This window comes from Mycoplasma sp. 3341, from assembly GCF_051549855.1.
Taxonomy (GTDB): domain Bacteria; phylum Bacillota_I; class Bacilli_A; order Mycoplasmatales; family Metamycoplasmataceae; genus Metamycoplasma.
In genome coordinates this window covers 357,366-378,790 of sequence record NZ_CP196080.1, presented here as the reverse complement: position 1 = coordinate 378,790, position 21,425 = coordinate 357,366, and the positions used below count along the sequence as shown (strand labels likewise).

The window sequence follows — 21,425 nt, the reverse complement described above, 5'->3', positions numbered from 1 at the left end:
AGCTAGCTTGATTCCCACATTTTTCTCATCCCTTGACTCAACAAAATCGATATAGTAAAATTAAAGTGAGTAGATAAAATAAAAGCACCCGAAGGTGCCTGCTCTTAAACCCGGTTTTGTATCAATGTAAATTGATGTCGATTATTTATCTAAGAATATTGATATTCTTCTCGGTTTTGGTTCAATTCCCTTAACCAAGCTCCCTTACCATAATTTAGGTTTCTAGCTTGCGGAGTTTAACCTTTGCACTCTTACCCTAACGGGCAGACTTAGTTTCTGTGTCACTAGTCGTCAGCATCAAATGCTGCCTGAATTTATTAGATTCAGCACAAACACTACTTTCATCGCAGAAAGTGCTAGCCGGGATTTTCCTCTACATTTTTTACAAATGCAGCAATCGACGAGCCATTAAGAATTATAAATTAATTTTTGAAAAAAAGAATATCTACTCGATTTAAAAACTCGCAGCAAAATTTACTTAAATAAGTAGATGAAAAAGTTTAAAAAGATTAAAAACGTTCTAATTTTCATTGCCCTAGGCAGTGTTTTGGTTGCTTCCTTATTGAGTATTAATCATTTGAAAAACCAGTCAACTCTAAAATCTAAGAAAAGGAACAATGACAAGCATTACAACGAATTTTTTCAAATCACTGTCAGTGGCGCAATAGAATTACCTGGAACATACTACTTCGAAAAAGATGCAACTTTGAGAACCGTTTTGAAAAAAGTCGGAATAATGAAGCAAGCTGATTGATCAAAAATTGATCTAAGTATGCATCTAAAAGACAAAATGAATGTTGAAATCCCTTTTAAGCCGGACTTTAAATTGCCTGTGAGTTTTTTTAATACAATCGAGAAGTTTAAAATCCTTAACATTGCACCTAAACAAGCTAAGAGTCTTTTCAATTATTTCAAAGAAAACACTTATTATCAATGAGAAGATATTGCCAAACTTGATCAAATTGGTGAAATTACTATTGCCAAATTGCGCGAGCATTTAATTTTGTAAAGCATGGTTGAGTAAGTCTCTTGACTGTGATTTTAGGTTATTATTTTTTTCAAAATTACAACTTTTATTTACTTCCAATTATTATTCTTTTAATAGCATCAAAAATAGCAAGTTTAGGTTTTTGAAAATCCATTTTGATATTATCTTGTTTGTTATTGTTAGCACTATTAATTTCTAATCTCGCGTGACAAAATGCCCAGCACTTTAGTGTTATTGTCAGGCCAAAAATAATATTCAGAAGAGGTCTTGTTTTCCAGTTTTTAAACAAAACTTTTTTAGTTCAAAACGTAAATTATATTAAGCCTCAAAACTATTATTTTATACAAGGTTGTATTGAAAAAAATTTGAATGAAAACACTCAATCTTTTCTAGACCAACTAAAAATTGATTTTGTACTTAAAACCAGTACTTTTTCAGTCTTTAATAATAATAAAATTTACAATTTTTTAATTCACAACATTGAAAGAAACGATGTTGTTTCCCAAACGTTTCTTAAGCTTTTATTACTTGGTATTAAAGATAAAAATGACATTGTGGTTCAGCACATTTATAAGTTGAATATTAGTCATATTTTTGTGGTTAGCGGATTTCATTTTGGACTAGTAGGATTTGGTTTAATGACAATGTTTAAAAAGTTAAAAATCAATAACCACATTTGTTACTTTTCAACATTTGTAATTTTGTTTTTATTGTTGTGTTTACTGAATTTTTCAATCAGTGGTTTAAGGTGCTTTGTTTACTTTGTAATTCTTTATCTTTTGGATTGCAAAAAACCAAACAAATCAAATAAAGTTTTAGCTTTTTATTTAACGCTCTTTATTAATTTTGTTTACATGCCTACTCTTTTTTACAACATTGGTGCAATAGCTAGTTATAGCTTAACTTTTATGTGTTTGAATGTCGCAACAAAAGACACACGATTGAAGTTTATTCAAATTAATCTACTTGCTTATATTCTCAGTCTCGTTTTATTTTCATCAATAATGAAACGAATAAATGTTTTGGCTTTATTTTATCAATTGCTCTTTAGCGCAATAATTCCATTCATTTATCTGAATTCACTTCTTTTCTTTTGGTCACCATATACTAATTATTTGATCTTTAATTCTTTGAATTGAATTTTGAATTTCTTAACATCATTACCTTCCACTATTCCTATCCTTAGTTTTGGTACAACATCGTTTCTATATTTCTACTTATTTTGCCTACCTTGATTTTATTTTCAAAAGCAACAAAAAGTAAAATCAAAATGAGAATTCACAACTCTTAAATACACTTAATCAATATTGGTGAAAATCTGTGCATTTTTTCGACTGGATAACCTTTCTTTCTATAAGAAAAAGTCGACTTTTTACAATATCACTTTTCAGCAAAAAAGTTAATGGGTATAATTAGAATTATGAATTTTGTTTATGGTGACGAAAAATTTTTCGTCGAATTTTATATTAAAAAGTTTATAAAGGCAAACAAGGATGTTTTTGACCGTCGTAAGTTTGATGAATCTTCTGATTTGGAAGATATTTTTGATGCACTTTCTTCAGTTGATATTTTCGATGAAAAAAGATTGGTAATTATTGAAAATTTAGTGCTATTTAAAGACTTAAAAAATCAAAAAAAAGACATCGACAAATTTATTGAGGTTCTTGATAATTTATCGCCAACAGTTGAAGTTTTGATTTCTTTATATAGTGAACAAGAAGCTAAAATTAGTCAATCAAAAATATTCAAATATCTAACAAAAAAAGCAAATGTCAAAAAAGTTAATAAACTAAAAGCATATGAAATGAATGCTTTTATCAAGAAATATGTCGAAGATAACAAGGGTTCTATTACTCCTGATGCAATAAACGATATCGTTGCTCGTTATGGTTCGAATTTATTCTTAATTTGCCAAGATTTAGATAAATACTTAGTTAACAAAGAACAACCAATAACTCTTAAAACAATGGAAAATGATGAAATAATGTTTTCTGAAAATCCTGAATTTGCATTTGGTGATGCCTTTCTAAAATGTGTAAGCAATGAAAAACTATACGAAAAATTTGAAGAGCAAATGCTTATGGGGACTCCTTTTGCATTACTTAACACTTGAGTAGTAAATATCTTAGAACAAGCAATAAAAATCCACGTTTTAAGGCAAAATAAGCTGTCAGATTCAGAAATTATAATGATTCTGAAATTACATGCCTTTCGTTTCAAATTAATCAATAACTTTTTAAATTTTCATAAAATCGAACAAATTCAAAGCTGAATGTCACAAGTAAGCCAACTTGATTTAGATTTAAAAGAAGGTTTTTTATCTGAAGAAGTTTGTTTAAGCAAGTTTATAACTGTTTTAATGGAGTAAAAATGAATAATGATTTTTTGAATAAAAAATACCCAAAATTAAATTTCTATGAGCTAAAAGTTGACAAATTTTTAGACACAAATAATTCTGGTTTTGGAGATTATCAAGGAGTAGAAAGAAAAATTGAATATTTTGAAAAAATGAATTTTAATGTCATTTTGTTCAACAATATCCTTGACTACTACCAGGAATTAGACAACATCAATGAAATCCATAATCGCTATGGATCTCTTTATGACTTGCGAAGAATGGTGAAATTATTAGCAGAGAAAAATATTGCTTCAGCTGTCACAATAGACATTAAAAAAATTCAACAAACTTACACGAACTTTAAACGTGCTAATCAATTTTATGACAACAACAAAACACTTAAAGAACAAAAAGAATTATCAAGTTTAGAACGTTATGTATCTTTCGAACATGTTCGTGAAAACAAAATTGATCTAAACTCGAACATCTTAAGCTATTATGAAACAATCCTGAAATTCTATGGACGTTTAGGATTTAAGTATATTTTTATTGAAAATGCTGAAGTTTTACAAGTACAAAAAAGCGACACTTTTTCTTCTGAATTGATTCAAAAATTGAAAGAAATTTACATCATGACAAAACGTTATGATGGTGAGATTAAATTAGTCTTATCAGCCGACAATGTATCTCATAAATTCATAAAAAAACTTCTTTCAGCTGATGCTACTATTTGCGATTATGTGTTTCTAAATTACTTTGCTTTAATTGGAAGAGACAAAAATTATAAAAACTACCTGATGCGAACTTTCCGGCCAGCAAAATTATTTAAAGAAATCAAAAAATACTCAAAATTGCATCAATTTATTATTTCACTTGCATCAGATAAAACAGGAAGAATTAATTCACGTTGGGGTGATGAAAATGCTTACAAATTTGAGTCTGCTAAGTCACTGGCCTTGTTGTTGTTCTCTAGTGCTAACTCAACATCAACTTATTATGGTGATGAACTTGGAATGTTAAAAGCAAAGATTTCTGATAATTCACAGTACAAAATTGCTAATTTTAATGAAATTAAACGTAATCTTGAATCAAAAAATATTAGTAACGAAAAGTTTTTAAAATCAATATCCTATCAACACCCAATTAGTACTAATGGGGTAATGAGCTGATCTAATCAACTTAATGCTGGATTTTCACAACAAAGAGAAATTAGTTTTACAAAACCAGAAAACTTTAAGGAAATTAACTTTACTTCAGAAGCAAACAATAAAAATTCACCGCTTAATTTCTATCGCTTCTTACTAAGTCTTGTTAATGATGATGATTGAGGTGATTTAATGAAGTATGGTTCAACTCATTTTAGAATCTCACTAAATCGCAAAATTTTAAAAGTTATCCGTAAACACCAAAATCAAAAAATGATATTTGTTGTTAATTTAAGCAAAAAACCTCGTCACTACAAGGTAGGTAAAAAATGACAAATTTTTGCTTCTAGCTACTCAGATAAAACCTACACCACAATACCAGAGCAACTAGATGCTTTCGAAAGTTTAATCCTAGTTAAAAAAGACGATGACATTGAGAAATTTAATGCTGAAAAATAAGCTAAAAACTTATGTTAATTATTAATTAAAATGTGATAAAATTGAAAAGCAATATATGAAGACAATAACTGCGAAAGCTTAATTTGTTATCGAGTATAGAAGTTTTGATGTATTGTATCCAAATCTTAAAAGGAGACAAAATGAGCGACTTAAGAAATGCTAAAGTTTTGGTAGTTGACGAAATTACTAATGCTTTAAAAAATTCTCATGCTCTAGTTGTTGCACGTTACCAAGGATTAAACGTTGAACAATTACAAACATTGAGAAAAGAAGCTAAAGCTCTAGGTGTAACTTTAAAAGTTTACAAAAACCGTTTAGTAAAACAAGCTACTCCTGCTTTAGGTCACGAAGCTCTTAACGACTACTTAACAGGTGCTAACATTTATGCATTTTCAAATAACGATGATATGTCAGCAGCTAAAGTTATCGCTAAGTTTGCTAAAGAATTCTCTCAACTAGAAGTTGTGGCTGGAATTTATGAAAACCGGGTAATTGATGCCCAAGAAGTTCAAGTAGTTGCTTCTCTACCAAGCTACGAAGAAGCACTTATGTTACTTGGAAACTCACTACTTGCACCATTGAGAAATCTTTCAATTGGTCTAGATATGTTAGTAAAAGAAAACAAATTACAAGGATAGGATAGGTAAAAACTATGGCAAAATTAACAAAAGAAGAATTTATCTCTGCATTAAAAGAAATGAACATTAAAGAAGTTATGGAACTAGTTGAAGGACTAAAAGAAGAATTCGGAATTGACCCTTCAGCAGTTGCAGTAGCAGCAGCCGCTCCAGCAGCTGGTGCAACAGAAGAAAAAACAGAATTCAATGTTACTCTAAAATCAGCTGGAGACCAAAAAGTTAACGTTATTAAAGCTGTTAAAGAAGCAACAGGATTAGGACTAATGGAAGCTAAAAAATTAGTTGAATCAGCTCCTGCAGTTGTTAAAGAAAACGTTAAAAAAGATGAAGCTGAAGAAATCAAAGCTAAACTTGTTGCTGCTGGTGCAGAAGTTTCAATCGATTAATAATTTTCTATAAACATTAAATGGCTCTATGCCATTTTTGTTGTTTTATTAAGGCACTTTTATTTTTCGCCTAAAAACACCAAAACCACTCAAAACTGAATAAATTTTGTATACAAAAAACATTTTTTAAACAAAAAATTTGGCTTAAGCCAAGCATTATTTCTGAGGAGTTAAATATGGAACAAAACCACCAAAAATTTATTGAAAGAAAATTCGGGCCGATTACCACTCGGCGTGATTATTCAAAATCTCCTAAAGTTTTTAAAACCCCAGACTTTTTAAAAATGCAACGTGATTCTTTTGAACAATTCATTGACCAAGGAATTGAAGAAGAACTAAACTCAGTTTACCCTATCGAAGTTCCTAACAAAGTAAGAATTGAATATAAGAAAAACTCACGTGTTTTTGAAAAACCAAGTAAATCAGAATTCGAATCAATAAAAACCGCTAAGCAAAAAGGTTCTTCATACGTTGGAAAATTAAAAGCAACTCTTCGTCAAACTAACACAACAACTGGTGAGACTGAAGACTATGAAGTTGTTTTTGGAGAAATTCCAATTATGACTGATGGTGGAACATTCATTATCAACGGAAGTGAAAAAGTTATTGTTAGCCAATTAATTCGTTCAACCGGAGCATATTTCGGAGTAGGAGTTCGGAACAAACAAGCTAACGACCTGTTCAACAAACTTGAAATCTTCCCACACGTTGGTTCATGATTAGAAATTAGCCACAAAGTTACTGGAGTTAGTGTTGACTCAGTAAAAATTAAGATTGACAAAAACAAAGGAATTTACTTAACTACATTTTTAAAAGCATTAGGATTAACTGAAGCATCAATTACTAATTTGTTTGGTACAAATGATGTTTTAGCTGAAACTTTAAGAAAAGACAAGGTAAAAGAGGATGACCGTGAAGAAGCTATAAGACTTTCACAGGAACAAATTTACCGTATCATCCGTCGTGGGGATAGAATGACTGATGATAGTGTTAGAAATCTATTACCAAATGTACTATTCAACGAAAAACGTTATGATCTAGCAATCACTGGACGTTTTACTATTAACCGTAAACTAAGTGTTATCGATCGTATCGTAAACTCATATTTAGCTCAAGATTTAATCAAAACTGATGAAGACGGAGTAGTAAGTGTAGTTTATAAAAAGGGAACATTCATTACTCCTGATCTAGCAACCAAAATTAATGATGATTTTAAAAATGGAAACATTGATTTAACAAGATTACCAGATATTAGTGAAACAATCTATGCAAATCAATTAAGTACCCCAACAAAATCATTAGCAAACAAACTAAATGTTTCAATGGTTCGTATTTGACCTACTGAAAAAGCAATGGAATTAAATAGTGAACCTGTTTTAGTTATCGGAAATGATCAAAGTTCAGAAGATAAACACTTAATCATTCCTGACATTATTGCTGCTGTTTCATACTACTTTAATTTATTAGAAGGAGTAGGAACTAGTGATGATAATGACTCGCTTGTAAATAAGAGAATTGTTACAATTGGAGAATTATTACAAAACCAATTCAGAATTGGATTACTAAGACTTGAAAAAGTTTCACGTGAAAAGATTTCTGGAAAAGACATTGAAAAAATTACTGCTAAAAATGTAACAAACAACAAGCCTATTTACAACCAAATGAAGACATTCTTCAACTCATCAAAACTTTCACAATTCATGGATCAAGTTAACCCACTAGGAGAAATTTCGAATAAACGTCGGGTAACCAGTTTGGGACCTAGAGGACTTAACCGTGATACAGCACAATTCGATGTTCGTGACGTTCACTCAACTCACTATGGACGTATTTGTCCGATTGAAACACCTGAAGGACCAAACATCGGACTTATCTTAAATATGGCTTCATATGCCAACATTGATAAACACGGATTCATTCAAACTCCATACTTTAAAGTAAATAACGGAGTTGTTGATTTTAACGATGTTCGTTACTTATCAGCAATTGAAGAAGTAAATTACTCATTTGCCCAATCATCAATTAATATCGATGAAAATGGAAAAATTTTAGATCCTAAAGTTGTTGTTCGTAAAAACAATGACTATATTGAAGTTGATGCTAAAGATGTTAACTACCTAGGAGTTAGTTCACGTCAAATGACATCAATCGCTGCTTCAGCTATTCCATTCTTGGAAAATGACGATGCTAACCGGGCACTAATGGGATCAAACATGCAACGTCAAGCAGTTCCATTAATTAAACCTGAAGCGCCATTAGTTGCAACTGGAGTTGAAGCAGATATTGCTAAATACTCAGCTGCTAACATTCGTTCAAACCACGATGGAGTTGTAACTTTCGTTGATGCTTCAAGAATTGACATCAAACCAAACGGACAAAAACAAGCAATCAAATACTGATTACGTACTTTTGAGCGTTCAAACCAAGGAACAGTTATTCACCAAAGACCAATCGTTAAAGTTGGACAAGAAATTGCTAAAGGTGATTTACTAACTGATGGACCAAGTATGGAAAATGGGGAATTAGCTCTAGGTAAAAACGTACTTGTTGGATTCAGTACCTGATTTGGATACAACTATGAAGATGCTGTTATTCTTAACGAAAGATTAGTTAAAGATGACGTTTATACATCAATTCATATTGAAGAACAAACCATTCAATTCCGTCGTTCAAAAGCTGGAGACGACATTCTAACCAGTGAAATCCCTAACGTTTCTAACCGTTCAAAACGTTTCTTGACTGAAGAAGGAATTGTTAGAGTTGGATCAGAAGTTAGTGCTGGAGACATTCTTGTAGGACGTGTTTCACCAAAAGCTGAAGAAAACCCAAGTCCTGAAGAAAAACTAATGGCTGCTATCTTTGGGCAAAAAACATCAACTCACAAAGATACATCACTAAAAGTTAAACACGGACACGCAGGAACAGTTGTTGCTGTTGATGTTCTAAGTCGCGAAAATGGTGATTCGCTAGAAGATGGAATCGAAAAAATCGTTAAGGTCTCAATTGCACAAAAACGTAAAATCAAAGTCGGGGACAAAATGGCCGGACGGCACGGAAATAAAGGGGTTGTTTCAATCGTTTTACCAGAAGAAGATATGCCATATCTAGAAGACGGAACACCACTTGATATTCTTCTTAACCCACAAGGGGTTCCTTCACGGATGAACATTGGACAAGTTCTTGAATTGCACTTAGGACTGGCTGCAAGAAAATTGAATACTAAAATTGTTTCACCAATTTTTGATGGAATTAGTTACCAAGAAATCAAGAAAATCCAGCAAGAAGCAGGAATTGATCCAAGTGGAAAGATGACTGTCTACAGCGGACAAACCGGAGAACCATTTGATAACCCTATTTCAGTTGGAATCATGTACTACTTGAAGCTATACCACATGGTTGATGACAAGATGCATGCTCGTAGTGTTGGTCCTTACTCATTAATTACTCAACAACCTCTTGGAGGAAAGAGTCAAAATGGGGGACAACGTTTCGGAGAAATGGAAACTTGAGCTATCGAATCGTATGGAGCAACAAACGTATTGCAAGAATTATTGACATACAAATCAGATAACATTATTGGACGTAACCAACTTTACAATGCTCTTGCTACAGGTTCAAAACTACCACAACCAGGTACTCCAGAATCATTCAGCGTTCTAAGTTATGAACTAAGAGGATTAGGAATTAAATTAGAAGTTAGTGAGCAAGAAAAAAATAAACATGTTGGTGAACAATTACCACTAGAAGCGCAAGGAGAATACTAATTATGGCAAAAAATTACAAAGGTAATCATGACTCAATTTCACATATTTCACTTGCACTTGCAACTAGTGAAGATGTTCGAAACTGAAGTAATGGTGAAGTAACAAAACCTGAAACTATTAACTATAAAAGTTACAAACCAGAACGCCACGGATTATTTGATGAATTAATTTTCGGACCAATGATTGACTTCCGTTGTCCAATCTGTGGTCACAAATACAAAAAAATTAATGAAGGACAAAACTGTTCAAAAACTGACTTGTGTAAACTAGAAAAACCAGTCATCTTGCAAAAAATGGCTCGTCGTAACCACATGGGTCACATTGAACTATCCGCTCCTGTTGTTCACTTTTGATACTACAAAGTTGACCACTCAATTTTGGCAAAATTGTTAGGTTTAAGAGTTGAAAATACTAGTGAATATGTTCGTCGTGCGGATTATGAAAACTTAATTTACTACAAATCACACATTGTTTTAGAATCAGACGGACTGAAAAGCCTACCAAAAAACAAAATCATTGAAGTTAATAACGCTGGACCTATCTACCGTGATGCTTTACAAGAATTAGCATATCGTTTTGAAGAAGGTAGTGAAGAACGTTTAGATATTGAAGAAGCAATCGAAAACTTGATTGAAAAAGGGGAATCAAAAATCGGTCAAGACTATGGGATTGACTTCTATGAATTCAATGACATTATTCAAGAGTACTCAAATGCTAAAATCACTACCGGTTCAAAAGCTATTGAGTATTTACTAAAAAACATTAATCTAGAACAAGAACAAAGTGAAGTTGAAGCAGCAATTAGAGAAATCAATCACGAAGAATACACAAATGGAGTAATTTCTTCAACTCAAAAAACTAATCGTGAAAAACTTTACAAACGTTTACAAGTAATTAATTCATTCATTGAAAGTGGTCAATCACCAACCTCAATGTTGATTTACAATCTACCAGTTATCCCTGTTGACTTGCGTCCATTGATTCAATTAGATGGAGGACGTCACTCAACTAGTGACGTTAACGAACTATATCGTCGTATTATCATCAGAAATAACCGTTTAAAACAATGAATTGAAAAAGAAGCACCTAACTTGATTATCCAAAACGAATTACGGATGATTCAAGAAGCAGTTGATGCTTTAATTGACAATGCTCGCCGTAGCCCGAGCCCAGTCCTTTCAAAAGATAACCGTCCATTTAAGTCAATTAGTGATGCGCTAACTGGTAAAAAAGGACGTTTTAGACAAAACTTGTTGGGAAAACGTGTTGACTACTCGGGTCGTAGTGTTATTGTTGTTGGTCCGAATCTAAAAATGCACCAATGTGGTATCCCACGTGAAATGGCTGCGAAACTATTTGAACCATGAATTATTAACGTTTTAATTGAAAAAGAAATCGCTTCAACCATTAAACAAGCCAAAAAAATGATTGAAGATCAAAACCCAGTAATCTGACCACATGTTGCTGAAGTAATTAAAGGAAGATTAGTGCTTCTTAACCGGGCACCAACCCTTCACCGTCTAAGTATTCAAGCATTTGAGCCAGTTTTAGTTCGGGGGAAAGCTATTAGATTACACCCACTAGTATGTACTGCCTTCAATGCTGACTTCGACGGGGACCAAATGGCTGTCCATGTTCCAGTTAGTGATGAAGCATTACTAGAAGCTCGTGAACTAATGCTTGCTAATAAAAACATTCTAGGTCCTAAAGATGGAGAACCTATCATCAACCCTTCACAAGATATGATTTTAGGTCTTTACTACTTAACTTTAGAAAAGCCAGGATCTAAAGGAGAAGGAAGAATTTTCCGTGACTTTGAACACATGATGCGTGCTTATGAAGCTAAAAGAGTAGACTTACATGCTCGTGTTGCTATGCCAATCGAAGCAATTAAAGATAAATCTGAATCAATTTACAATCCTGAAGACAAATACATCATTTCTTCAGTTGGAAAATTCATCTTTAACTCAGTATTCCCACGCTCATTCCCATTCATTCACCACGCTGATTTTGGAACAACAAATGAAGAAATCAAACAAAACTCAAGACGTTTTGTTCTAAGAAGTGGTCAAGATATTGAAAGTTACATTAAATATGAGTTAGGAATTCAAAAAGCATTTACCAAGAAAAACATTGCCAAAATTGTTCGTTTAGTATTCGATCGTTATGTTTCAGTTGTTTCAATTAAAGATATTGCAACAGTGATTGATAAATTAACTCCTGAAAATTACAAACAAACCTTATCAGAATACATTCAATTGCTAGATTACAATGGTAAAAACATTAATGCTTTACACGCTAATGAATTAGCACAACTAACAGAAAAACACTTTGAACACTGCTTTAATAAAGCAAAAACAGACGCAAACGGTAACTACTACAGCTATTTATCAAGTGCTGAAAAAGCTCGTATTTTAGATGGTGTTTGATTTGATTACACAAACAAAGTAGCTTCAATTCTAGACAAAATTAAAGCTCTAGGATTTGAGTACTCAACAAAGAGTGGTATTAGTATTGCTATTAGTGACATCATCGGAACTGACAAAAAATCGGATTTCATTGATGAAGGGGATAAATATATCAACGAACTAAAAGAATTCTATAACTCTGGAGAATTAACTGATGACGACCGTTATAACTTAACTATCCGTAAATGAACTGAAGTTAAGGATAAAATTCAAAGTCAACTAAGTGAAGTTATTAAACAAAATACTTATAACCCAGTTATTATGATGATTGACTCAGGGGCTCGGGGAACAATTAATAACTACGTTCAATTAGCAGGTATGCGGGGACTAATGGCAAACAACACCAAAACCCTAAAAGCCGATGCTAAAAACGACCGGGTAGTTCGTTCAACTGTTGAAGTTCCTGTTAAATCTTCATTCCTTGAAGGACTAACAGCATACGAATTCTATTCATCAACTCACGGGGCTCGTAAAGGACTAACCGATACTGCTCTTAACACCTCAAAATCTGGATATCTAACCCGTCGTTTAGTTGACGTTGCACAAAACATTGTTGTTAAAGAAGAAGACTGTGGATCAGATTACGGATTCTTAATTAGAGACATTACTGACACAAAAACAAAGCAAACAATCGTGTCAATGTTAGACCGTATTGAAGGTCGTTTCTCTAACCAAGATGTTTATGATAATAACAACAAATTATTAATTGCTAAAAACCAACTTATTACTCCTGCTGATGTAGCTAAATTACGTAAAGCTGAAATTAAAGAAATTGAAATTCGTTCAATTTTTGGATGTAATACACGTAATGGTGTATGTAAACACTGTTTTGGAAAAGACTTAGCAACAAACCGTCTTGTAAACATCGGAGAAGCAGTTGGAATTATTGCTGCTCAAAGTATCGGGGAACCAGGAACTCAGCTAACCATGCGTACCTTCCACTCTGGAGGGGTTGCTGGGGTTGAAGATATTACTGGTGGATTTACCCGTCTAACTGAATTAATCGATGCTTATGAACAACCTTGAGGAACTCCGGCTGTTATTTCTCCTATTGAAGGACAAGTAGTTGGAATTGAAACTCAAGAAGGAAAAGAAGGACACTATCTAGTTAAAATTGAATACACTAACAGTAACAAAGAATCACAAATTCTTACTCAACACGTTGAAACTAAGAAAAAACTACGTGTTGAAGTTGGTGACAATGTTCGTATCGGGCAAAAAATCTCAGAAGGTCCAATTATTCTTAAAGACTTACTACAAATTGCCGATGCTCATGCCGTACAGAATTACTTGCTAAAAGAAATTCAAAGAATTTATCGTTCACAAGGAATTGCAATTAGTGATAAATATATCGAAATCATTGTTCGTCAAATGATGTCTAAAGTTGTAATTACTGATCCAGGAGATTCTAAATTCTTTGCTGGAGCAATTGTTGACATTTTTGACTACCAAAGTGAAAGTGGAAAATTATTATCACAAAACAAACGTCCTCCATATGGAAATATCATCATTAAAGGAGCAAAACAAACTCCTTTACTAAGTGATTCATTCTTAGCAGCTGCTTCATACCAAGAAACTACAAAGATTTTAGTTCATGCAGCAATTTCTAACCAAGTAGATCCATTAGAAGGACTAAAAGAAAACATCATTGTTGGTAAGAAAATTCCTGCTGGAACAAACTTCTTACCAGTAGAAGAAAATTCAAAATACAACATTCGTTCATTTGCTAGCTATTTCAAAAACGATGACGAAATGAATTTAGATTTACAAACAGTAAATAAAGATTTAGAAGAAGAATTAACTCAAATTCACCAAGAAAGAGAAATTGAAAATATTTACGAATATTTCGATGATTCAAGTACTGATGAAGATAGCTATGAAATCGATGAAGAATAATTAAATAGCCCAATTTTTGGGCTGTTTTTTTATCTTTTTTGCCCCAAACACCAAAGCACTAAAAGCAAAACATTTTAAACTTGTCTAAGACTGAAAAAGTACTCAAAATAAGCATTTTTTTGGATTTTAAAAATTCAGCAAAATCTCATTTTTATATTGACTAAAAACCTTTAAAAGTTGAATAATGTATAATTATTTAACAATGAATACAAATTACGAATCAAAAGACTTAAAAGTACTTAGAGGTTTAGAACCAGTCAGAAAAAGACCAGGAATGTATATTGGTTCTACAGATATCAATGGACTACATCACTTAGTTTGAGAAATTATTGATAACTCAATTGACGAGGCTTTAGCGGGTTTTGCGACCGAAATTACCGTTACTCTTCATAAAGATCAATCAATCAGTGTTGAAGATAATGGAAGAGGAATTCCTGTTGATTATCGTGAAGAGTTCAAAAAGACTGGAGTTGAGTTGGTTTTCACAGAACTTCATGCCGGAGGAAAATTTGACGACTCAGTCTATAAAACCAGTGGAGGACTACACGGAGTAGGTTCAACTGTAGTTAATGCCCTTAGTTCACGCTTGGTTGCAACCATTTATAAAAACAAAAATATTTATCAAACTGAATTTAAACAAGACGAAATAGTTCAAAGAACAAAAATCATTGGCCCAACCACAAAACAAGGAACCCTTGTTCATTTTTGACCTGATCCTACAATTTTCAAAAAAGTTAAGTTTAATCCCCAAACAATCATTGAAAAAATTCGTGAATCGTGTTTTTTGATTTCAAAATTACAAATTACGTTCATTGATGAAAATACTGAAACCAGTGAAACTTTTAAATATGAGGATGGTTTAAAAGAATATGTTCGCTTTGTTAATGAAAACAAAGACTTAATAACTGACATCATCTTTTTTAAATCACAATTTAAAGGAATTGACGTTGAAATTGCTATCCAATATACTGATAGCTACTCGGAAACTATTGTTTCATTTGTTAATAACATTAAAACTAAAGATGGAGGAACCCACGAAACTGCTTTCAAAACTGCATTAACTAAAACAATTAACGAATATGCACAAGAAAAAGGTTTTGCTAAAGGTAAAACTAGTTATGATGGAAGTGATGTTCGTGAAGGTTTAACGGCAATTATTAGTCTAAAAGTTCCTGAAGCTATTTTGGAATTCGTGGGACAAACTAAAGATAAATTAGGAACTCCAGAAGGACGTGAAGCAGTAGATGAAGCATTAAGTTCTAATTTAAAAATTTTCCTAAACGAAAATAAGCAAGAATCAGAAAAAATTCTTAACAAAATCAAGAAAGCATTCGACGCCAGAACTGCTGCCCGTAACGCTCGTAATGAAGTAAGAAAAGTAAAAGATAAATTACAAAACAAAAAGATTATCAGCGGAAAATTAACTCCTGCCCAATCAAAAAATTCGACTGAAAAAGAACTGTTCTTAGTCGAAGGAGATTCGGCTGGTGGGAGTGCTAAACAAGGTCGTGATGCTAAAATTCAAGCTATTTTGCCACTAAAAGGTAAAGTTGTTAACTCAGAAAAAGAAAAATTACTTGACATTCTAAAAAATGAAGAACTAGCCACAATAATTAACATTTTAGGAGCTGGAATTGGAGAAGATTTCAATCTTAAAAATCTCCAATATAACAAAATAATCATTATGACTGACGCCGACACTGATGGAGCACATATCCAAATTCTTTTACTCACATTCTTCTTTAGACACATGAAACCATTAATTGAAAATGGTCATGTCTACATCGCTTTACCACCTTTATACAAAATTAGTGGAAAATCTAAAACATACGATCCAGTAACTTATGCCTGAAGTGATGAAGAATTGCGTCAAATACTAGCTGAATTTTCTTCTTATACAGTGCAACGCTATAAAGGGTTAGGGGAAATGAATGCTGATCAGTTATGGGAAACTACTATGAATCCAAAAACAAGAACTTTAATTCAAGTAAGTTTAGAAGATGTAGTTTTAGCTGAAAAAAGAGTTTCAACTTTTATGGGTAAAAATGCTGAAGCAAGAAAACGCTGAATTGAAAATAACATTGACTTTTCTCAAGAAGATGACTATAAAATCGATTAAGGAGTTTTATGGCTAAAAATCGTGATGAAATTATTGAAAAAATCATCAATGAAAGCTTAGACATCATCATGTCTAATGGTTTTAATCGTTATTCAAAATATGTTATTCAACAAAGAGCATTGCCCGATGCAAGAGACGGATTAAAACCAGTTCAAAGAAGAATTCTTTATTCAATGTGAGAAATGTCACTAACAAATGACAAACCTTTCAAAAAATCAGCCAGAGTAGTAGGAGATGTTATTGGTCGTTTTCATCCACACGGAGATAGTTCAATTTATGAAGCACTAATCAGGATGTCACAAGAGTGAAAAATGGCTTTACCATTAATTGAAATGCATGGTAATAAAGGTTCGATTGATGATGATCCAGCCGCTGCTATGCGTTATACTGAAACAAGACTGGAAAAAATCGCCAATCCTTTAATGGGCGAAATCGATAAAAAAATTGTTTCTTTTGCACCTAACTTTGATGACACTGAATATGAACCAACTGTTTTGCCGACTTATTTTCCTAATTTACTAGCCAACGGAGCTAAAGGAATTGCTGAAGGGTATGCAACCGAAATACCGCCTCACAATTTAAATGAATTACTTGATGCTTGTGTCAAAATCATTCAAAATCCACACATTTCAAATGAAAAATTGTTACAAATCATTCAAGGTCCTGATTTTCCAACTGGTGGAATTATTAGTGATATTGATGGCTTCAAAGAAGCATTTGAAACCGGAAAAGGAAGAGTTGAAATTTATGCTAAACATCGTTTAGTTTATGACAAAAATAATAATGTTGAAGCAATTGAAATTCTAGAAATTCCTTATGGAGTAGTTAAGGTTGAATTAATTAAGCAAATTGATAATCTTATTTTTAATAAAACTATCAATGGAATCAAAGAAGTTCGTGACCAGTCTTCAAGAAATGGAATTAGTATCTATATTGAGTTAGAAACCGAATCAAATGCACAAGCAATTCTTAACTATTTGTTTGAAAAGACTGATCTTAAAAAATATTTCAATTACAACATGGTGGCAATTTGCGATAATGCGCCAAAACTTTTAGGTATTAGACAACTTCTTGATATCTTCTTAAAACACTTATTTAGCTGTAAAACAGACGCTTTAAAATATGATTTTGAAAAAATTTCGCGTCGTCTAGAAATTGTTGAAGGATTGATTAGAGTTAGTGAAATAAGTGATGCAGTAATCAAGCTGATTCGTGAGTCAGACAACAGCAAAAAAGGTGTAATTGAAGCCTTGATGCGTGAGTTTAAATTTACTGAATTACAAGCAACAGCTATTGCCGAATTGCGTTTATATAAATTGTCTAGAATGGATCAATTAGAGTATCAAAAAGAACGCCAGGAACTTCAAGAACAAATTAATTGCCTAGACTTACTTCTAACTAATGAGCAAGAATTCAAAAAATTCTTAATTGATCTTTTACACGACATTAAGAAAACATATGCTTTACCACGAAGAAGTGAAATTTCGCATGTCAAGATTGAAACAGAAATAAACACAAAAGCACTGGCAAAAAATGAAGATTTCTATGTTTTTGTATCAAATGATGGTTATATAAAACGTTTAAGCAGCAAAATTTTTAATGCTAACTCTTTTGATACTTACAATTTAAAAGAAAACGATTTTGTTATTTTTGGACAAGAAATTAACTCACTATCACAATTATTATTTTTCACATCACAAGGTAATTATTTTGTTATCAATGGTTTCGACCTAAAAGAAAACGGTTGAAAAGAACTGGGTACCCATGCAAGTGACTATGCTCGTTTAGAAGGCAGTGAAAAAATTGTTGCTATTTATAATCTCAAAAATGCCCGTCAAAATAATAATGTTTTACTAGTTTCAAAATATGGAGTAGCAAAGCAAATTAACCTTGAAGAATTGAGTCAACAAACTAATCGTAAATTCCTTGCTATCAAACTAAAAGATGAAAGTGATGAATTAGTTGCAGCTCAAATTGTGAGTCCACAAAGCAATATTTTTGTCTTGCTTTCCGACGGACTATACCAATATTTTGAAAATAGTCAAATACCTCTATATAGTCTTAAAGCAAGTGGAGTGCAAATGACTAAACTAAACGATAATTATGTTGCCAAAGTGCTAGTAATGAACGAAAATGACAAGTTATTGTTATCAACTTCACAAGGACAATTCAAAAAAGCATTGGCTAAAAATATTGTTGATGTTAAAAGAGTCAATGTACCAAAAGTTTTCTACTACATCCTAAAAAACAAACCAATTGTAATTCAAGATATTGCTACTTATGAATCAGGAATTGAGTTCTGGTACACATCGCAAGAAAATAAATTGCAAAGATGATTAGTTGAAGATATTCCCGCTTCACAGCCAAAAGAAAGTTTTGGTGCTGTCAAAATTAATGATTTAAACGTTGGTAGATTTATTAAAAATGTATTTATTAGTCCAGATAAAAATTCCAAAACTAAAATTCTTGATGAATCTGAAAATGATAATTTAGATGTAGATGTTATGGAAACATTCATTTTTGATGAGCCTTTATCAAGTGAAGAAATAGCAAGTGAACAAAAAGAAGAAAACGAGCCAAAACACCAAAAATCAAATCAGGATAATGTCGGAATAATAGATTGATTTAATGTTGATGCCTTAATTGAAAAAGCCAACAATCTCGAAAAAAACAACAAAAAAAATTAGTATAATTTTTAAATAAATTAACAACATTAGGAGGGAAAATGCGTATTGAAATCAGACAAAGAAACAAAGTTAGAGCTGAAAAAAGAGCTAAAAAACTAGCTAAAGAACGTGCTCGTGACCAAAGAAGAGATGCACGTGCTGCTGAAAATAAATAGATAAATGCACACTACAAAAATTGATCTAAGTAAGATATTTAAAGTTAATTGAATTAGTATCTTAGCTATCAACATCAGCTTGTTTTTTATATTAATATTCGAACCAATGGCTGTTTTGGGAATTTTTGCACCAATAATCGCAATTTTTGCGTACTCGGTGTTAGGTTCATTTCTAGCCTTTGAAACACTAAAAGTGAAAAAAACTACCGTTTGAAGAAAAACGGAATCACTTATCGCTAATTTATTCTTAGTATTTTTAATTAGCTTTTTTGTTATCAAACTTGTTAACTTAGTATTACAAGCCATACTTTTTGACAAACTAGATAAATGACTTTTAGCAACACAAATTTTTAGTACCTTTGCTTTTGTCGTAATGATCTTAGTATTGGCAATTTTGATTTGATACTTTGTTAAAAAAGTGCGCGAAAATCGTCGTCCAACAGTTTGAGATGTAACAGATAAGTTAAAAATCATCGATCTTATTTACTATCCAACTACATTCTTGATGTTATTCTTAGCAGTAATCTTGAAACCAATAATGTTTTTTACTAATGGTTTTTGATTATCATATCAGATTGTAATTTTACCAGTTTTGTTAAGTTTAATTGTTGCTAATAATGTTTGATACGCAATAGTAAATTACAAAAATTTTCATTCAAAGAATAAATCAAAATTGGATGTAAAAACCTTTTTAAAATAGGCACAAAAAGCCTATTTTTTTATATCCTGGCTAGTTTATAAACTAGCGTTTTAATCTATAATTAAAAGAATATGGAGAAAGCAATGAAAAACAAGACATTTTACATTACAACACCTATTTATTATCCTAATGGAAATTTACATATCGGTCATTTTTACACAACAACGATTGCTAAAACCTTGGCAAATTACAAAAAAATGCAAGGATATGACACATTTTTTGTAACTGGTATCGATGAACACGGTCAAAAAATTCAAAAAAGTGCTCAAGCTCAAGGTATTGAGCCTCAAGCCTTTGTTGATTTACAAGCTGAACAATTCAAAAAGTTATGAAAAGATAGTCAAATCGAATACGATTTTTTCTCAAGAACTACTGCCCCAAATCACCAAAACGCAATTCGTAAGATTTTTGCAAAAATGCTAGAAAAAGGTTTAATACGTTTAGGAAAATATAAAGGGTTATATTCAATAAGTGATGAAGAATACCTTACACCTTCACAAGCACTTGAAATTGATGGTAAATTCTATCACCCATCTTCAAAACATGAATTAGTTGAAATCGAAGAAGAAACTTACTTTTTTGAAATGTCAAAATTCAGTACTTGAATCGAGGCTTTTTACCAAGAAAATCCTAACTTTATGACTTCAAATAAGGTTAAAAATGAACTTTTAAATAATTTCATTCAAAAAGGTTTAGAAGACTTGAGCGTAACAAGAATTACTTTTGATTGAGGAATAAGTGTTGTTACTCCTTCACAGTTTAAACACGTTATCTATGTGTGATTAGATGCTTTATTTAACTATTTAACTGCACTTGGATATTTAACAGATGATGAGACAAACTATGTTAAATACTGACAAAACGGTAATGAAATTGTCCATGTTGTAGGTAAAGAAATTACTCGTTTTCACTGCATTTATTGACCTATCTTTTTGAAAAGTTTAGATTTAAGATTGCCAACTTGCATCTTGACTCATGGTTGAATTGTTACTCCTGAAGGAAAAATGTCAAAATCTAAAGGTAACACTGTAGATCCTTACTTTTTAATTGAAAACTATGGTGTCGAAGAAACAAAATATTTCTTCATGTCGCAAATTAATATCAATAACGATGGAGTGTTTGAACTAAACAACTTCATTAATACACTAAATGCTGATCTTGCTAACAACTTTGGTAACTTATTAAACCGTACAGTAGCAATGCTAAATCAGTCTTTTGACAATGGAATTGTTTACAAAAAGCAATCATTAGAGTCTATTGATTTAGAAATGTATGAACAAATTGCATCAAGTTTTGTTGAATACCAAGAACATTTTGATAATTTTGAGTCTGATAAAGCACTAAAAGCTGCAATTGCACTTTCAAAAGAATTGAATTTATATATTGACAAGACTACACCTTGAAAACTAAAAGACAATTTAGAACGTTTAAATGATGTGTTGTGTGTACTTTTAAATGGAGTGTATGCAGTTAATGTTATGTTAAGTGTTGTTTTAAACAATAAAAGTCAGAAAATCAACAAATTTTTAGCTCAGAACGAGTTAAGTTTTGAAAAAATATATGATTTTAGCAAGTTTGACAACAAAAAATGCTTAGTTAGCGAAATCTTATTCACTAGAATCAAAACTAACTAAGTTGTTGCTAGCAAGTCTAGCAACTTTTTTATTGCTTGTATACTCTTA

The 21,425-nt window shown here is 31.9% G+C and carries 12 protein-coding genes and 1 other RNA gene; 12 read left to right on the top strand and 1 reads right to left on the bottom strand.

Going from position 1 to position 21,425, the window contains the following annotated elements:
• Positions 1-100: 100 nt before the first annotated feature.
• Positions 101-409, bottom strand: an RNA gene (rnpB, locus tag ACSH40_RS01640) — RNase P RNA component class B.
• An 81-nt stretch (positions 410-490) separates the two neighbouring features.
• Between rnpB and ACSH40_RS01635 the strand changes: the two genes are divergently transcribed.
• From ACSH40_RS01635 to metG, 12 genes are all read left to right on the top strand, one after another.
• On the top strand, positions 491-1,009 hold the full coding sequence (locus ACSH40_RS01635; RefSeq protein ID WP_438341267.1) for an MAG0490 family ComEA-like DNA-binding protein: 519 nt from the start codon (positions 491-493) through the stop codon (positions 1,007-1,009).
• A 344-nt stretch (positions 1,010-1,353) separates the two neighbouring features.
• Positions 1,354-2,289 carry a ComEC/Rec2 family competence protein gene (locus ACSH40_RS01630; protein WP_438341266.1) on the top strand — a complete coding sequence of 312 codons (936 nt, stop codon included), beginning with the start codon at positions 1,354-1,356 and terminating at the stop codon, positions 2,287-2,289.
• A gap of 119 nt (positions 2,290-2,408) precedes the next feature.
• On the top strand, positions 2,409-3,356 hold the full coding sequence (gene holA / locus ACSH40_RS01625) for a DNA polymerase III subunit delta (protein ID WP_438341265.1): 948 nt from the start codon (positions 2,409-2,411) through the stop codon (positions 3,354-3,356).
• Positions 3,357-3,358: 2 nt separating this feature from the next.
• Positions 3,359-4,930, top strand: a complete 1,572-nt coding sequence (locus ACSH40_RS01620) for an alpha-amylase family glycosyl hydrolase (RefSeq protein ID WP_438341264.1) — start codon at positions 3,359-3,361, stop codon at positions 4,928-4,930.
• Between the two features lie 140 nt (positions 4,931-5,070).
• Positions 5,071-5,568 carry a 50S ribosomal protein L10 gene (gene rplJ, locus ACSH40_RS01615; protein WP_438341263.1) on the top strand — a complete coding sequence of 166 codons (498 nt, stop codon included), beginning with the start codon at positions 5,071-5,073 and terminating at the stop codon, positions 5,566-5,568.
• Positions 5,569-5,582: 14 nt separating this feature from the next.
• Positions 5,583-5,954, top strand: coding sequence for a 50S ribosomal protein L7/L12 (gene rplL / locus ACSH40_RS01610; protein WP_438341262.1), 372 nt, complete (start codon positions 5,583-5,585; stop codon positions 5,952-5,954).
• A 176-nt stretch (positions 5,955-6,130) separates the two neighbouring features.
• Complete coding sequence (rpoB, locus tag ACSH40_RS01605) at positions 6,131-9,718, top strand: DNA-directed RNA polymerase subunit beta (RefSeq protein ID WP_438341261.1); 3,588 nt, start codon at positions 6,131-6,133, stop codon at positions 9,716-9,718.
• 2 nt (positions 9,719-9,720) lie between these two features.
• Positions 9,721-14,082 carry a DNA-directed RNA polymerase subunit beta' gene (gene rpoC / locus ACSH40_RS01600; RefSeq protein WP_438341260.1) on the top strand — a complete coding sequence of 1,454 codons (4,362 nt, stop codon included), beginning with the start codon at positions 9,721-9,723 and terminating at the stop codon, positions 14,080-14,082.
• A 202-nt stretch (positions 14,083-14,284) separates the two neighbouring features.
• A complete protein-coding gene (gene parE / locus ACSH40_RS01595) occupies positions 14,285-16,201 on the top strand; it encodes a DNA topoisomerase IV subunit B (RefSeq protein ID WP_438341259.1) in 1,917 nt (638 codons plus the stop codon).
• Positions 16,202-16,209: 8 nt separating this feature from the next.
• Positions 16,210-18,888, top strand: a complete 2,679-nt coding sequence (gene parC, locus ACSH40_RS01590; protein ID WP_438341258.1) for a DNA topoisomerase IV subunit A — start codon at positions 16,210-16,212, stop codon at positions 18,886-18,888.
• Positions 18,889-19,149: 261 nt separating this feature from the next.
• Positions 19,150-19,743 (top strand): hypothetical protein, encoded by a 594-nt coding sequence (locus tag ACSH40_RS01585; RefSeq protein ID WP_438341257.1) that lies wholly within the window; start codon positions 19,150-19,152, stop codon positions 19,741-19,743.
• Positions 19,744-19,814: 71 nt separating this feature from the next.
• Positions 19,815-21,377, top strand: coding sequence for a methionine--tRNA ligase (metG, locus tag ACSH40_RS01580; protein ID WP_438341256.1), 1,563 nt, complete (start codon positions 19,815-19,817; stop codon positions 21,375-21,377).
• Positions 21,378-21,425: the final 48 nt, after the last annotated feature.